Annotated in this window: 12 protein-coding genes; 1 reads left to right on the forward strand and 11 read right to left on the reverse strand. The window is 61.3% G+C overall.

Features of this window, described 5'->3' with window-relative positions; genetic code table 11:
* Nucleotides 1–5: 5 nt before the first annotated feature.
* On the forward strand, nucleotides 6–3,365 hold the full coding sequence (locus ACA072_RS02980) for a hypothetical protein (RefSeq protein WP_497623013.1): 3,360 nt from the start codon (nucleotides 6–8) through the stop codon (nucleotides 3,363–3,365).
* 32 nt (nucleotides 3,366–3,397) lie between these two features.
* Here ACA072_RS02980 and ACA072_RS02985 read toward each other — a convergent pair whose 3' ends face one another.
* From ACA072_RS02985 to cbiE, 11 genes are all read right to left on the reverse strand, one after another.
* Nucleotides 3,398–4,408, reverse strand: a complete 1,011-nt coding sequence (locus tag ACA072_RS02985; protein WP_497623015.1) for a FecCD family ABC transporter permease — start codon at nucleotides 4,406–4,408, stop codon at nucleotides 3,398–3,400.
* Complete coding sequence (locus ACA072_RS02990) at nucleotides 4,405–5,352, reverse strand: ABC transporter substrate-binding protein (RefSeq protein ID WP_497623017.1); 948 nt, start codon at nucleotides 5,350–5,352, stop codon at nucleotides 4,405–4,407. The genes ACA072_RS02985 and ACA072_RS02990 overlap by 4 nt, the downstream gene beginning before the upstream one ends.
* Complete coding sequence (locus ACA072_RS02995; protein ID WP_497623019.1) at nucleotides 5,349–6,137, reverse strand: ABC transporter ATP-binding protein; 789 nt, start codon at nucleotides 6,135–6,137, stop codon at nucleotides 5,349–5,351. Before ACA072_RS02995 ends, ACA072_RS02990 begins: the two co-directional genes overlap by 4 nt.
* Nucleotides 6,138–6,350: 213 nt before the next feature.
* Nucleotides 6,351–7,730, reverse strand: a complete 1,380-nt coding sequence (locus ACA072_RS03000; protein WP_497623021.1) for a PepSY-associated TM helix domain-containing protein — start codon at nucleotides 7,728–7,730, stop codon at nucleotides 6,351–6,353.
* A 194-nt stretch (nucleotides 7,731–7,924) separates the two neighbouring features.
* Entirely contained in the window at nucleotides 7,925–10,042 is a 2,118-nt protein-coding gene (locus ACA072_RS03005; RefSeq protein ID WP_497623023.1) for a TonB-dependent copper receptor, read from the reverse strand.
* An 84-nt stretch (nucleotides 10,043–10,126) separates the two neighbouring features.
* Nucleotides 10,127–10,576: a DUF2946 domain-containing protein gene (locus ACA072_RS03010; RefSeq protein ID WP_497623025.1), complete on the reverse strand. Its 450-nt coding sequence runs from the start codon at nucleotides 10,574–10,576 to the stop codon at nucleotides 10,127–10,129.
* A 20-nt stretch (nucleotides 10,577–10,596) separates the two neighbouring features.
* On the reverse strand, nucleotides 10,597–11,076 hold the full coding sequence (locus ACA072_RS03015; RefSeq protein WP_497623027.1) for a copper chaperone PCu(A)C: 480 nt from the start codon (nucleotides 11,074–11,076) through the stop codon (nucleotides 10,597–10,599).
* Nucleotides 11,077–11,124: 48 nt separating this feature from the next.
* A complete protein-coding gene (locus ACA072_RS03020) occupies nucleotides 11,125–11,523 on the reverse strand; it encodes a DUF2946 domain-containing protein (protein WP_497623029.1) in 399 nt (132 codons plus the stop codon).
* A gap of 306 nt (nucleotides 11,524–11,829) precedes the next feature.
* Nucleotides 11,830–12,558 carry a cobalt-precorrin-6A reductase gene (locus tag ACA072_RS03025; RefSeq protein WP_497623031.1) on the reverse strand — a complete coding sequence of 243 codons (729 nt, stop codon included), beginning with the start codon at nucleotides 12,556–12,558 and terminating at the stop codon, nucleotides 11,830–11,832.
* A complete protein-coding gene (locus ACA072_RS03030; RefSeq protein WP_497623033.1) occupies nucleotides 12,555–13,652 on the reverse strand; it encodes a cobalt-precorrin-5B (C(1))-methyltransferase in 1,098 nt (365 codons plus the stop codon). Before ACA072_RS03030 ends, ACA072_RS03025 begins: the two co-directional genes overlap by 4 nt.
* Nucleotides 13,645–14,856 (reverse strand): precorrin-6y C5,15-methyltransferase (decarboxylating) subunit CbiE, encoded by a 1,212-nt coding sequence (gene cbiE / locus ACA072_RS03035; protein ID WP_497623035.1) that lies wholly within the window; start codon nucleotides 14,854–14,856, stop codon nucleotides 13,645–13,647. Before cbiE ends, ACA072_RS03030 begins: the two co-directional genes overlap by 8 nt.
* Nucleotides 14,857–14,930: the final 74 nt, after the last annotated feature.

Below are 14,930 nucleotides of genomic sequence, written 5' to 3' on the forward strand. Positions count from 1 at the left end.
CCCTCATGGATGAGCAACCACAACAGCCCGATTCGACGAACGCTGTATCAACACTAAGTGTATTGGGCCGGACCTTTCTGTCGGCGGACGACGCCGCCTGTTATGCCCACGAACGGGTAGGGCGGCGCCGTAATCGTGGCTGTTACGGCTATATCCTTCAGCGAAAAGATCAACGCTACGTGATTACTGATCCCGTCGAACATTCGTCCAGTTCGAGTACGCATCACGAGCTCGTCCCCGACAACCATGTCTTGCACAGTCTTTTTTATTCTCACGCTGCGCTTTCGACACTCGATGCACACGAGGTCGCGGATCTGGAATGGTCCGTCGATGATGCGACGACGAGCTTGTTGATGTTGAGTGTCAAAGCGCTGCGCAACATCCTTGCAACCGACCTGTCCGCCTATCTGTCGGGGGCCGAAGACAGCTTGATCCGATTCACCCCCGACAGCAGCCCGCGCTCGTTGGCGCTGCTCAAACAGTTGGGAACCACCGTATCGCCCGGCAAGCTTGCCCTCGACCTGGAAAAGGGCGTGGTCAAACCGGAACAACTCGTGACAGAGGCGGCGGCCGCCGGCGATTTGCAGGTCATTATCAGCAACGGTCGATGGCGACCACGGGGAAAGGTCACGGAGCACTTCGTTCCCGGCCCCTGGAAGCGGAATGTCCCGGAGTGGGTGTCGCTGGGTGCGGTTTTCCAGTCAGCCGACGAAGCGGCGCTCGATCGTTATGCCCGAAGCACCGTACAACGCGATGAAGGACAGACCTGGTTCGGGTTCATTCTCAAGCACAAGGACAAAGAAGAATATGTCGCTTCAGAACTGGTTCCCGTCAGTTATCCAAGAGACAGGCTTTTCCTGGAGCGCAGTCTGTTCCGGAGCTCCCCAAAGTCCGGGGAGTATGTCTATCCAGAGTCATTCACCCCTCACTCCTATTTCTATTCGCGCCAGCGGGTCAACAATGAGCGGGATGATCCACGACGCTGGTTGGCCGAGCATTTCATTGTTCCGAAAGATTTGTGGGTCGCTGTCTACAACGCAAAAAAAACAATAATTCCCAAACCACCCCTTGTCTTTGGGGGAAGAGTTCCGGCCTTCCTCTACGTGTCGACACCGGACGGCGCACTGCTGAAGTACGTTCCCCGCCCGGACACCCCGCTGTTTGACAACGACGTCCCGAACATGGGCCTGGAGGCGATTCAAAACAATCTCGCCAAGGGCGTGTCGAGCGCAACCGATTTTGTCGCGACGGTCGCCAGGAATGATGAGTTGCACGTGTTGCGCACCAGTGTGTGCTGGGACAGGAAAGGGCTGGTCGGCATTCATTGGGTGCCGAACCAGAACCTGCAGCGTCGTTCGCTCGGTCCGGTGTTCCTGACGGCCGATGACGCCGCCGTGCATGCGCGTTCGCAGGTGCCCGCCGGCACGCCCAGAGCATTCGGTGGCCTGATTCTCCAGCGCTCTGACGGAAGGTATGTGGCCACTGACCCTGCCTACATTCCCCAGGAAGACTTTGATATCAAGTGGATCTTTGCGGAGGCAGCGGTTGAGCTCGGCCAGTTTCCGCCAGACTGTACGGTCGTTGCTCGTTATCGCTCCCGAGTGCTGCGCGCGTTACCCGTCTTGTTATCGGACGTCGACAAAGAACTCTATCGCAACATGCTCTCTGTCGACTCCGTTTACACCGCCTTCATGCGTAAAACGCAGGCGTTTGATGAATACCTGTTTGCACCCGACGGAGCGATCATCCGTTACCGAATCGGCACTTGGGAGCGAATCCGCGCGGATCTGGGCATTGCGATAAGCATGTCGGGTAAACCGGCTCGTGATCTGGATGCCACCTGGATCAAGGAGCAGATCCATGCCGGTGCTTTGACGCCGACCGCGTGGGTTAAAAAGCTGGTCAGTTCCGGATATCTGAAGGTGGTTGCAGGTAGCCGTCTCTGGGGGGCGGCTCGTGACGTCACGGAGTTTGAACCGTATCAGGCAATAGCCCATACGACAGGTTACCCGAGGGCTTTGGTGGAACCGGCTTATAGCGCTGTCTGCATCCAGGAGCAGGATGCCGCACGTCTGGCACACGAACAGGCAGGCAGTCGCTCACTCCTCGGCTTTGGATTTATCCTGCGCAACGCTCGCGACGGTTCATTCCTCGCAACGCTGCCCGTGAGTGTGCGCAACTCACGGTTGGCGTATGACCGTGTCTTCCCCGGTGTATTGCCTTACCGCTACGTGGACAGTGGGCTCATCCTGTGTGCAACCGCTACGCCGCTGGGGTTGTCGGACGATGACTATCGGCACTTCTTTTCACCCATGGACGTAAGCCTGGCGCGTGACGGCGTCCGTACGTCCAACGGGTACAGGCCGATTTATTTTTCCTGTGGCGACGGCGCATTGCTACGTCTTGAACTCGCCCCATTCGATCCGGTTGTGTCTCAGGACAGATTTGGTCAGGTCCAGGTCAGGGACAATCCGTTTGCGACAACGGCGCAGGCTCAACGTGATCAGGACGCTATCAACCGTGGCTCATTCACGATGACCGATTACGTTCGACGTATGGCGGCGGCGGGGAAACTGGAGGTGCTGTTGACCAGCGCTTACTGGTCCCGGCCGGGGGAGGTGGGTCAGGACTGGATTGCTGGTATGCCGTCTGTGTCCGTCGAAGCCAGGTGGGCAAGCAAGGCCAGGCTGCCGTTTGGACCGATGTTTCATCATCCGGACGATGCCGCTCGTTATGCTCAGCTTCGAGCGGCACGGTTCAATCGAGGAATGGCGTGTACAGGCGCAATCCTGACTAAACCCGGTACCTATTCATACGTTGGCATGCAACCCCTCGCAGGCACCCGTGATCCCGACGCAGCCATCGGGCTGATCTTCCGCACGGCGAGCGACGTTTCGGCTTCCCCCAGCACCCGATTGCCGCGCTTGCCTGACGGTTACACATGGATGGCCAGCCATCAGATTGCTCAATCAGATGACGCGCGACCGGGATCAAATGTCGACGCTGCGTATTTCGCCTCTCCCGACTCGATTCATTCGCACACCCAGGTCGTGAAAAACAAAGGTTTTGGTCTTACGGCGTTCTACTATTCGTCACGCGACGGTGCATTGTTGAAATACGTACCGACCTATTCGATCGCGGAGCAAGCACTGCTTAAAGTCAAACTGGTGCAACCCCCCAATGATCAATGGACCACTGTGTTGTCGTTCGATGCGTTCATTTCCAGGCTGGCTAACAACAGCCATCTAGAAGTGTTGAAGGCCGGCGGTTATTGGCGCCTCGCCGGGCGTATGGGCACCGACTGGAAAAATGTACGCCAACAGTATCCCGACGTATCCGTCCAGCTTCCCCGGGATGAGTTGTAACCGTGTCAGCAGCCTGACCCCGTCGCACCCGGTCAACGCTTGCGCATGAGGCCGATGAAAAACAACCCGCCAATCGCCGCCGTGGCCACGCCAATGGGCAAGTCCTCGGGGGCGATCAGGGTGCGTGCGGCAACATCGACCCACACCAGAAATACACTGCCCGACAGCACACACACCGGCAACAAACGCCGGTGTTCGGCGCCGACCAATCGACGGGCAATATGCGGCACCATCAGCCCGACAAACCCGATCGACCCGCTGATCGACACCAGCACGCCGGTCATCAGCGACGCAATCAAAAACACCCGCAGGCGCACGGTCCGGGCGTTGAGGCCGAGGGTCACGGCTGTCTGTTCACCGGCCATCAACGCATTCAGCGGTCGGGCCATGCCCAGCAGCAAAACCAAACCCAGCAACACACTGGCGGCCGGCACCGCAAGCAACTCCCAACGAGCCAACCCGAGACCGCCGAGCATCCAGAACATCACCGCAGAACTCGCCCGGTGATCGCCGAGGAACAGCAGCAAATTGGCAATCGCCATCATCACGAACGACACCGCCACGCCGCACAACAACAGCCGATCACTGTCCAGGCGACCGTTACGATTGGCGATCATCAGCACGATCAACATGCTCAGCAGCGCGCCGATAAACGCTGCGATCGGCAAGGTCAGCAGCCCGACGATTTCACCGACATGCAGCACCACGATCACCGCGCCAAGGGTCGCGCCAGACGTGACCCCGAGCAGATGCGGGTCGGCCAACGGATTGCGCGTCACCGCTTGCAACACTGCGCCAATCAGCGCCAGGCCAGCACCCACCAACGCACCGAGCAGCATGCGCGGCACACGGATCAACCACACGATGTGTTCCTGCCCGGCGGTCCAGTCCGGAACGCCGATACCCAAAATCTTGTGCAGCAGGATCCGCCATACCACGTCCACCGGAACCCGCGCCGGGCCAAAGCCCAGCGTCACCACGCACGACACCAGCAACAACGCACCGAGCGCCACCAGCAGCAAGGCATAGCGACGATCCATCATTCGCCGTGGAAACCTTTGGCCAGGGTTTCAACCGCCAGCACGTTGTCGATGCCCGGGGTGGCCTGCACGTATGGAATCACGATGAAGCGCTGGTTCTTGATCGCGTCCACCGATTGCAGCGCCTTGTTACTGAGCAGAAATTGCTCCTTCTGCTCGGCGGTGACTTCGCCGTAATCGACGATCACGATCACCTGCGGATTGCGCTCGACCACGTTTTCCCAGTTGACCCGAGTCCAACTGGCCTCGACGTCGTCCAGGATGTTGCGCCCGCCCGCTGCATCGATCAGCGCCTGTGGCATGCCGAGTCGGCCGGAGGTCATGGCGCGGTCTTCGCCGCTGTCGTAGAGGAACACCCGCGGCTTATCGGCGGGCAAATCCTTGCGCACTTCGGCGACTTGCGCCTGCATGTCGGCGATCAGGGCATTGGCGCGATCTTGTACGTCGAAGATTTTGCCGAGGTTGCGCAGGTCGTTGTAGGTGTCTTCCAGGCTGGCCGGTGGGCGCTTCATGACGAAGGCGCAGGACTCGGTCAGCTCGTAGACATTGATACCCAATGGCTGGAGCGTTTGCGGCGTGAGGTCACCGCCCACGCGCATGCCGTAATCCCAGCCGGCGAAGAAGAAATCGACATTGGCGTTGAGCAGGGTTTCCACCGACGGGTATTTGGCTGCCAGCTCTGGCAAACCGTCGAGGATGGTCTGCATCTCGGGCGTGACCGACTTCCATCCCGTGACGCCGCTGTACCCGGCCATGCTCGGCTTGAGGCCGAGGGCGAGCATCATCTGGGTCATGTTGATGTCGTGGCTGACCGCGTGTTTCGGCGCTTGCCTGAACGTCACTTCGCGGTTGCAGCTCTGGATCGTCAACGGGTATTTCGTGGCTTCGGCCAACGCTTGGGCACTGCCCAGCAACAGGGTGACGCAAAGCAGGGAACGCAAAGTCATGGTTGGGTTATCCAGGTGATTCGTGGGTAGCCGTGCAAGGGGTGTTCATCGATCAACGCTTCCACGCCAAATACTTCGCGCAGCAGCGGGGCGGTCAGGACTTCTTTCGGTGTGCCGCTGGCGACGATGCGACCGTGATTGATCACGTACAAACGATCGCAGAAGGCGGCGGCCAGATTGAGGTCGTGGATGCTGGCCAGGGTGCCGATTTTCAGGCGTTTGACCAATTGCAGCAGTTCGAGCTGATAGCGCGGGTCGAGGTGGTTGGTCGGCTCATCGAGAATCAGCAATTGCGGTTGCTGGGCCAGGGCGCGGGCGAGAATCACACGTTGTTTTTCTCCCCCGGACAGGGTGGCGAAGGCGTGGTCTTCGAAGCCTTTGAGGCCGACGGATTCCAATGCTTGAGTCGCCAGATTTCGGTCTTCATTGGTGTCGCCATCGAACAGGCCTTTGTGCGGTGTGCGGCCCATGGCGACCACCTCGTCTACGGTCAGGCCGAAGGCGTCGGGGAATTCCTGCAACACCACGGCGATGCGTCTGGCGCACCAGCGAGAGGATTGCTTCCAGACGTTGTGGTGGTCAAGCCGGACCTCGCCGCTCTCCGGCTTACTGAAGCGATAAGCGCAACGCAGCAGGCTGGTCTTGCCGCTGCCGTTGGGGCCGATCAACCCGACCAACTCACCGCCGGCCACGTGCAGGGAGGCATCACGCAGCTGGAACTGGTGATGGCAATGGCCGTGGCCCAGGGGAGTCCAGGCGAGGTTTGTGAGGTTCAGCGAGGTCATGCGTTAACTCTGAAATTTTCGGTGCGGCTGATGGCCCTATCGCAGGCAAGCCCGCTCCCACAGGGATCGCGCAAATCCCGTGGGAGCGAGCCTGCTCGCGATGGGGCCTTTGAATCAGAAGGGTGTTTTGTGGTTATACCGTAACACTAAATTTGACCGGGAGATAAGCGCGGAAAGTCTACAGATCCCTCTAAACCGCGCATCTCGCCTGTTTCATGATGAAGATGAGGCCGATTCAGTTTGGCGTGTAAACCGCGAAAACAGCACGCGATCCAGCACCCACACCACGACCAGCGATGCCCCCACCAACGGAAATGCCACGGCCAGGGCGAACATGATCACCATCGCGGTTTTCCATTTCGGCAGGTCGTGGCGCAACGGCGGAACACCGAACTTGCCTTGCGGGCGACGCTTCCACCAGATCACCACGCCACTGACCGCGCTGAGCAAAATCATCAGGCAGATCAGCAACACGATGATCTGGTTGAACACGCCGAACATCTTGCCTTCGTGCAACATCACGCCGATTTCCGTGGCGCGGGCGACGGTGCCGTATTGTTCGTAACGCACGTCGGCGAGGACATCGCCGGTGTACTGATCGACATGCAGCGTGGCGTCGTTGCGCGGGTCGTCGGCAAACACGGCGATGGTGAATACGCCCGTTGCAGTGGTTGGGAAGGTGATGCTGTAACCCGGCTCGACCTTGCGCTGCACGGCGATGTTCTGCACGTCTTGCAGGCTGATGGTCGGCGCGGCAGGGCCGGCTTGTGCGCCGTCGTGGGCCATGTGTTCGGCGTGGTCGCCGGACATCGGCATCGGCGTGTTTTCCATGGCCCAAGGCACAGTTTGGCGGGTGGCGGTGTTGAGGCTGCGGGCCTCGATGTCAGACTTGGGCACGTTGTCCCACATCGCGGCAGGGAACACGTTCCACACCTGCGCGTATTTCTGGCCCCAGAACCCGGTCCAGGTCATGCCGCTGAGCAGCATCACCAGCAGCAACGACGCGCCCCAGAAGCCGGTGACGGCATGCAAATCGCGCCACAACACCCGACCGCGACTGGTCAGGCGCGGCCACAAAATACCCGCGGCCTGGCCACGCGGCCACCACAGGAACACGCCGGAAACCACCAGCACGACGCCCCAGCCAGCGGCCAGTTCGACCAGCCGATCACCGACAGTGCCGATCATCAACTCACCGTGAATCGCTCGCGCCACCGCTTGCAGATTCTTCTTGGCGTCTTGCTCGCCGAGGATGTCGCCCTGGTAGGGATCGATGAAGACGTTGAGCTCGGTACCGCCATTGATCACCACAAATTGAGCGCTGCGCTCGGCGTTGACCGGTGGCAGGTACTGTTTGATCGTGGCTTGTGGATACGCCTGTTTCACCCGCTTGAGCAGGTCGTCGGCCGGGACGCTGTGATGCCCGGCCGGGACGTTCATCAGGCTGCCGTACATCAACGGATCGAGTTGCGGCTTGAACAGGTAAATGACGCCGGTCAGGGCCAGCATCACCATGAATGGCGCGACGAACAGACCGGCATAGAAATGCCAGCGCCAGGCCAGGTTGTAGAAATTCACTTTGGGCTGTTTCATCACGTCTGCTCCGCTTTGGCTTGGTTCTTTTAGTTGTTTGGCAATCGATCGCGGGCCTGGCCTCAACACCACCCTGTGGGAGCGGGCTTGCTCGCGAAGACGGCGGCACAGCCAACATTGATATCGACCGACACACCGCTTTCGCGAGCAAGCCCGCTCCCACAGGGGTAGCGTTTGGCTTGCCCGCGATGCTCTTAGAAGCTCATGTCCACCTTGGTCCAGAGCGTTCGCCCCGGTTCTTTAATGGCCTGCGGGTCATTGGCCGGGTAGCCAAAACCGGCGTTGCCGGCCAGGTTCAAATGCTCGGCGTACGCCTTGCCGAACAGGTTGTCGACGCCACTGCTGACCTTCCAGTTCTTGTTGATACGGTAGGCGCCATTGAGCGAGAACACGCCAAAACCCGAGGTCTTGTCGAAGTCCTTGCCGACGACGTTACCCTTGTTCCGGTCGATGCGGTTCTGCGCCGCGACCACGCGCCACAAGGCCCCGGCGCTCCAGTTGTCTTCGCTGTAGGTCAGGCCGAAACGCGCGTCCAGCGGCGGCATTTGCGGCAATGCGTTGCCGTCGCTGCTGTTCTTGCCCCAGGCGTAGGCCAGGGTCGCGTCAGCTTTCCAGTTGGAGGTCAGTTGGTAGGCCGCGCCGAGTTCGCCGCCCATGATTCGCGCGTCGATGTTTTGAGCCTGGGAAGTGGTGCCCATCATGGTCGGGGTGTAGTTGAACAGGATGTAATCGCGCACTTGCCCGACGTAACCCGAAGCCCAGGCTTCGAGGTCTTCGGTCTTGTATTGCAGGCCGAAATCGAGCTGGGTGGTTTTTTCCGGCTTGATCGAATCGAAGGCATTCACCGATCCGGCGGGGCCGGACTTGGGTGAAAACAGCTCCCAGTAATCCGGGAAACGCTGGGTGTGACCGAGGCCGGCATACAACGTGGTCGGGCTGTCGGCCAAGTCATGCTCGTAGCGGACGAAGCCGCTCGGCAAGGTGTCCACGCGGGTGTCGTCGGCGGTCGGGTTGGGGCGGGTCGTCATCCCGGAACCGGTGGTCTGCCGATAATCCTTGACCGAGGCACGGTCCAGGCGCGCGCCGGTAATCAGCCGGTCACGGTCGGTGGCGTACCAGGTCAGTTCGCTGAACACACCGTAGTTATGGAAGTCGGCATCCTTGGTATACGGCAGGTCCTTGTAGGTATCGATGCCCATGCTGCCGCGTTGGCGATGCTCGTTGGTCTGCGCATCGATGCCGCTGATCAACTGCACATCGGCCCAGCGCCAGGTGGCCTTGATTCGCGCGCCGAGGGTGCGGCGGTCGACGTTGGAGGCCATCGGGCCGGCCATCATCCCGGTGCCCGACGGCGTGCGCAGGGTGTAGTTGTCCATCACGTGGTCGGCGTAGTTGTAGTAGATCTGCCCTTCGACCTTGTCCAGCACGTCGCCGATGTTGGACTTCTCGAACCGCAGGCCCAGGCTTTCACGCTTGAACTGCGAGCCGTCCATGCCGCGCCCTGCGTAACGCGCTTCGCCATCGCCTTTGCCGGCGGTCAGTTCCAGCAGGGTGTCGGCGTCCGGCGTCCAGCCGAGTGCCACGTCGCCGTTCCATTTGTCGTAGCGCGACGGCACGGTGTCGTTGTTGCCGTCCCGGTAGTCGTCGGAATGCGCGGTGTTGCCGATCACCCGCACGTAACCCAACGGCCCGCCGGCTGCGGCGTCCACCACTTTGTCAAAACGGCCGTTGGAGCCGGCCAATACGCTGGCGTTCACGCGCGTACCCAGTTCGCCGAAGCTTTCCGGTTCACGGTCGAAGAGGATGGTGCCCGCCGATGCGCCCGGTCCCCACAGTACGGTTTGCGGGCCCTTGATGACGGTGAGTTTGTCGTAGGTTTCCGGCGAGATGTAGGAGGTGGGCGCGTCCATACGGCCGGGGCAGGCGCCGAGCAATTGGCCGCCGTTGGTGAGGATGTTCAGGCGCGAACCGAACATGCCGCGCAGCACCGGATCACCGTTGGTGCCGCCATTGCGAACCAAGGCAAAGCCGGGGATGGTTTTCAGGTAGTCGCCGCCGTCGCTGGCCGGAACCGGTTGGCGCGGGTCCTTGGGGTTGGTGACGATGGTCAGTGGCGAACTCGGCGCGATGGCGGTGATCACCGTCGGGCTCAGATCTTCACTGTGGCCCGCGTGTTCGTTGGCCAACACCGAGGGTGTCAGCAATGCGCCGCAAAGGACGGCGGTGGCGTGCCTGAAACGAATACTCGATTCGTTCAGGGCAAAAGAAGCTTGGGCAGGGCTCAAGCGTGTGTCAGCAGCAAACCTGGACATGACAATTTCCATCGAACAGTCGTAAACGACACGGCCGGCAGCCTGTGGCTGTCTTCGAAACCGTGTGAACTCAGTGGTGCGTGTTTACGCGACGATGGGTGGCGCGCGGGTTCGGGCGCCAGGGAAAAAGGTTTGCCGGGCGTGGCCCAGGCGCGGGGAAGGGGTGGTGAAGGTGGTGGCGGTTGGCGTGTCGAATGCGGCGAAGGTCTGGCCGCCGGTCAGCGCCGGGCAATTGAACAATAGGCTGCAATAGCCGCACTTTTCCCAGAGCGCGTGGTGCGAGGCTTTGGGCGGGCAGTGCTCGGCGGCGGGTTGCGCGCCGTGGTCGGCGTGCTCCATGGCCGACATGTCCATGCTCATGTCCATCGACATGCTCATCGACATCGACGAGGCGCGTTGATCCATCGGCATCGACTGAGAAATCAGCGGGCCGATAAAGATCATCAGCATGGCGAACAGGCTGATCCAGCTGCCGCGCGTCAGGCTAGACGACTGACGACGGTGGGCGGATGACCTGGCGCTAAGCGGGCGCATGGCGTGTTCTGCTCAGTCGATTACTGGGCGTGGGCGTGCATCTGCGAATCTTCCGGCGGCTTCTTCTGCACCGAGACTTCGACCGTCACATCACCGGCCTTTTCGAAGTGCATCGTCAGCGGAAAACGCTTGCCGTCGCTCAGCAGGCTGCGGTCTTTCAGGTTTACCAGCATCACGTGATAGGCCATCGGCGCAAACGTCACGTTGCCACCGGCAGGAATCTCGACGCTCGGCACTTGCTGCATTTTCATCAGATCGTTTTGCATGATGTGCTCATGTAATTGAGCTTCACCGGCAATCGGCGAGTCGACGCCGAGCAGGCGGTCTGTGGTTTTGCCTGGGTTCTGAATGACAAAATAGGCCGCTACGGTTGGCGCGTTGGGCGGCAACTCCTGCGACCACGGGTGAGCGATCTCCAGTTCGCCAGCCTTGTATTCGTGGGCATTGGCAAAGCAGGCAGGCAGCAGCAACGCAGCCAGAACGATGAGTTTGTTCAACATGGCGGTTCTCCAGAGCGATTCAAGACGCAGTTCAATTGCGAGAAGGAATCACACCAGAGGGGAAGCGCGGGGGTTGAGGCTCGGCCATTGCTGGCGCGGGGTGGGTGTTTCGAGAGCGGTGGCAGGCACGCTTCGATTGGCCTCGAAACGGGCGAAATACAGCTGCGGCACATGCCCAGGCAACGCCACGAGCGATGCGAAGCCTGAGCAGCACCAGCAATGCTGCATGTTGGAATGATCGTCGTTCTGTGGGGCTTTTTGCTCAAGGTCGCCCAGGGAAATAGCCACCATCTTCGTGCCGCTGGACGTACAGAAACTGCCCCACAACAATTGCTCGGCGGGTGATTTCGCCGACTGCGCCATGGCTCCGGTCATCGGCATGGCGAGCATGTTGAACAGCACTGCGAAGCAGGCGATCCAGGCAATTGCGAGCCGTTGTCGGGACATGGGACAAAATCCGTTGGGTGGGCGATCAGGCGCGGCTATTTAGCCTGATCAGGGCCGATAAGTAAAAAAGCGGTGTGCGGTGTGGTGTCGCAGCGCCATGCTTTCATAACCTTGATGATAGTCGCGAATTTCGGATTGCCAGTACCGCCCGGCTCAACCTCACACATTTTTTGTAGCAGCTGGCGAAGCCTGCGTTCGGCTGCGAAGCAGTCGTAAAATCATGCAGCGCGATTCTGCAGGTAAACCGTGGTGTCAGGATTTACGACTGCTGCGCAGCCGAACGCAGGCTTCGCCAGCTGCTACACGTCATGTGGTGGATTTTGCGGTTAGGGCTGCCAGCACATCTGCCACCGACCCAAGCTCCCGATCCACCCCCGGCAACACCGGCCGCCGCAACACAATCACCGGCACCCCGCATTCCCGTGCCACTTCCAGCTTCGGCTCGGTCGCGGTGCTGCCGCTGTTCTTGCTGATCAACACATCAATCTGTCGCCGCTCAAACAGCTCACGTTCATCCTCGATCAGGAACGGCCCGCGCGCGCCGATCACTTCGCAGCGTTCGTTGCCGGGGTAAACGTCCAGTGCACGCAGGGTCCAGAATTGCTCCGGCGGAATTTCGTGCAGGTGCTGCAAGGGTTCGCGGCCGAGGGTGAACAGCGGTCGGCGGAAGGGTTTCAGGGCTTCGATCAGTTCCGCCCAATTGCTGACGTCCCGCCAGTCATCTCCGGCTTGCGGCTGCCAGGCCGGGCGCCGCAACGCCCAGCATGCAATGCCGGTCTGCTTCGCGGCGGTGGCGGCGTTTTGGCTGATTTGTGCAGCGTAGGGATGGGTCGCGTCCAGCAGCAGGTCGATCCCTTCATCGCGAATGAACTGCGCCAGGCCTTCGGCTCCGCCGTAACCGCCGACGCGCACCTGGCAGGTCAGGTCCGTCGGCACGCGACCGACACCGGCCAGGCTGTAGATGTGTTCCGGCCCCAGCGTGCGGGCGATGGCCAGGGCTTCGGTCACGCCGCCGAGCAGCAAAATGCGCTTCATTGAAAAGCTCCCGCATGGCCAACAATCCCGCCCTGGCGATCGATGGCAAATACTTCAACCTGAACCTGCGCCGGCACCACGCTGCGAGCAAAGTCCAGCGCGTGCTGACACACCGCATCACCAAGGGCGATGCCCGCCGCGCTGGCCATCGCTAGGGCTTGCTGGCTGGTGTTGGCTTCGCGAATGCCTTGCTGCAATACCTCATCGGCGCCAATCGCCGCCGCCCACTCGGCCAGTTGCGGCAGGTCGATGCTGGAATGCCGGCTGTGCAAATCCATGTGCCCGGCCGCCAGTTTGCTGATCTTGCCGAAGCCACCGCACAGGCTGAGTTTATCCACCGGCACTTTGCGCAAGTGTTTAAGGACGGCGCCGACGAAGTCGCCCATTTCGATCAGGGCGATTTCCGGCAGGTCGTAGACGCGGCGCATGGTGTCTTCGCTGGCGTTGCCGGTACACGCGGCGATGTGCAGGTAGCCGTTGGTTTTGGCGACGTCGATGCCTTGGTGGATTGAGGCGATGTAGGCCGCGCAGGAAAACGGCCGGACGATGCCGCTGGTGCCAAGGATCGACAGCCCGCCCAGAATGCCCAGTCGCGGGTTCATGGTCTTCAACGCCAGCGCCTCGCCGTCCTCGACGTTGACCGTGACCTCAAAGCCGCCGCCGTAGCCGAGTTCGTCGGCCAATAGCGTCAAGTGCTCGGTGATCATTTTGCGCGGCACCGGGTTGATCGCCGGCTCGCCGACACCCAGCACCAGCCCCGGCCGGGTGACCGTGCCGACACCGCGACCGGCGTTGAAACGGACACCCGGCTCGCCACTCAGTCGAACCTGGGAATACAACAGCGCGCCATGGGTCACGTCCGGGTCATCCCCGGCGTCCTTGATCGTTCCGGCTTCGGCGCCGTTGTCGATCAGTCGGCAGAACTCCAGACGCATCTGCACCTGCTTGCCCTTGGGCAACACGATTTCCACGGCGTCCGCACCCATCCCGCTCAACAACAAACGTGCCGCCGCGAGACTGGTCGCGGTGGCGCAACTGCCGGTGGTCAGGCCGCTGCGCAGCGGGGCGGGTTGTTCGGCGGTTTCGTCACGCATCGAGGGGCTTCGTCACGTCCAGCAGGGTAATCGGCAGCGCCTGACGCCAGGTGTCGAACTCGCCCAGCGGTTGGGCTTGAGCAACATGAATGCGGGTCAGCTCACCGCCGTGGCGTTCGCGCCAGGCCATCAGGGTCACTTCGCTTTGCAACGTGACCGCGTTGGCGATCAGTCGACCACCGGGTTTGAGCTGCGCCCAGCAGGTGTCGAGCACACCGTCACGGGTGACCCCGCCACCAATAAAAATCGCATCCGGACGTTCGAGCCCGGCCAGGGCCTGCGGTGCACTGCCACGAATCAGCTGCAAACCGGGCACGCCGAGGGCATCGCGGTTATGTTCGATCAGCCGTTGCCGACCTTCATCGGCTTCGATCGCCAGCGCGCGGCAACCGGGGTGAGCGCGCATCCATTCGATGCCGATCGAACCGCTGCCGGCGCCGACATCCCACAGCAGTTCGCCGGGGACCGGTGCGAGGCGCGCAAGGGTGATCGCACGGACGTCGCGTTTGGTCAGTTGACCGTCGTGCTGGAAGGCCGAATCCGGCAGGCCGGCCAGTCGAGAGAGACGCGGGGTATTCGGCTCGGCGATGCACTCGATGGCGATCAGGTTCAGATCGGCGACCGACGGGTCGTTCCAGTCATTGGCCACCCCGTCGATGCGTCGTTCGGCTGAGCCGCCCAGATGTTCCAGCACGCTGAGACGGCTTGGACCGAAACCGCGTTCACGCAGCAGTGCCGCAACGGCGGCGGGGCTTTGGCCATCGTTGCTCAGCACCAGCAAGCGCACGCCGCTGAACAGCTGCGCGTTGAGTGCGGTGATGGGCCGGGCAACTACCGAAAGCGTCACTACCTCCTGCAACGGCCAGCCCATTCGCGCCGCCGCGAGCGAGCAGGAGGAGGGCGCGGGAAGGATCAGCATTTCATCACTGGGCAGTTGCCGGGCCAGGCTGGCACCGACGCCAAAGAACATCGGATCACCGCTGGCCAACACGCAGACCGGTTCGCCACGCAGTGCCAGAACCGGGTCGAGGGAAAACGGACTGGGCCACAACTGCCGCTCGCCACGGATGCAGGCCGGCAGCAAATCCAGTTGCCGCTGACCGCCAATGATCCGCGAAGCGCGCAACAGGGCGTGGCGGGCGTTTTTGTCCAGGCCCTTGAAGCCGTCTTCGCCGATTCCCACTACTGTCAGCCAGGGTGACATCTGTAGCCCTCAAAAATAGTCGCAAACGAGCTGTTCCGACGGGCAGGCTTTTCATGCCGTCGAACAAAGCAGGC

This window comes from Pseudomonas sp. LBUM1656 (genome assembly GCF_059716065.1).

Excerpts from the sequence above, each read along its gene's own strand:
- ACA072_RS03005 (WP_497623023.1), bottom strand. The coding sequence starts at position 10,042 with ATGTCCAGGTTTGCTGCTGACACACGCTTGAGCCCTGCCCAAGCTTCT.
- ACA072_RS02980 (WP_497623013.1), top strand. The coding sequence starts at position 6 with ATGGATGAGCAACCACAACAGCCCGATTCGACGAACGCTGTATCAACA.
- ACA072_RS03010 (WP_497623025.1), bottom strand. The coding sequence starts at position 10,576 with ATGCGCCCGCTTAGCGCCAGGTCATCCGCCCACCGTCGTCAGTCGTCT.
- ACA072_RS02990 (WP_497623017.1), bottom strand. The coding sequence starts at position 5,352 with ATGACTTTGCGTTCCCTGCTTTGCGTCACCCTGTTGCTGGGCAGTGCC.
- ACA072_RS03020 (WP_497623029.1), bottom strand. The coding sequence starts at position 11,523 with ATGTCCCGACAACGGCTCGCAATTGCCTGGATCGCCTGCTTCGCAGTG.
- ACA072_RS02995 (WP_497623019.1), bottom strand. The coding sequence starts at position 6,137 with ATGACCTCGCTGAACCTCACAAACCTCGCCTGGACTCCCCTGGGCCAC.
- cbiE (WP_497623035.1), bottom strand. The coding sequence starts at position 14,856 with ATGTCACCCTGGCTGACAGTAGTGGGAATCGGCGAAGACGGCTTCAAG.
- ACA072_RS03030 (WP_497623033.1), bottom strand. The coding sequence starts at position 13,652 with ATGCGTGACGAAACCGCCGAACAACCCGCCCCGCTGCGCAGCGGCCTG.
- ACA072_RS03025 (WP_497623031.1), bottom strand. The coding sequence starts at position 12,558 with ATGAAGCGCATTTTGCTGCTCGGCGGCGTGACCGAAGCCCTGGCCATC.
- ACA072_RS03000 (WP_497623021.1), bottom strand. The coding sequence starts at position 7,730 with ATGAAACAGCCCAAAGTGAATTTCTACAACCTGGCCTGGCGCTGGCAT.
- ACA072_RS02985 (WP_497623015.1), bottom strand. The coding sequence starts at position 4,408 with ATGATGGATCGTCGCTATGCCTTGCTGCTGGTGGCGCTCGGTGCGTTG.
- ACA072_RS03015 (WP_497623027.1), bottom strand. The coding sequence starts at position 11,076 with ATGTTGAACAAACTCATCGTTCTGGCTGCGTTGCTGCTGCCTGCCTGC.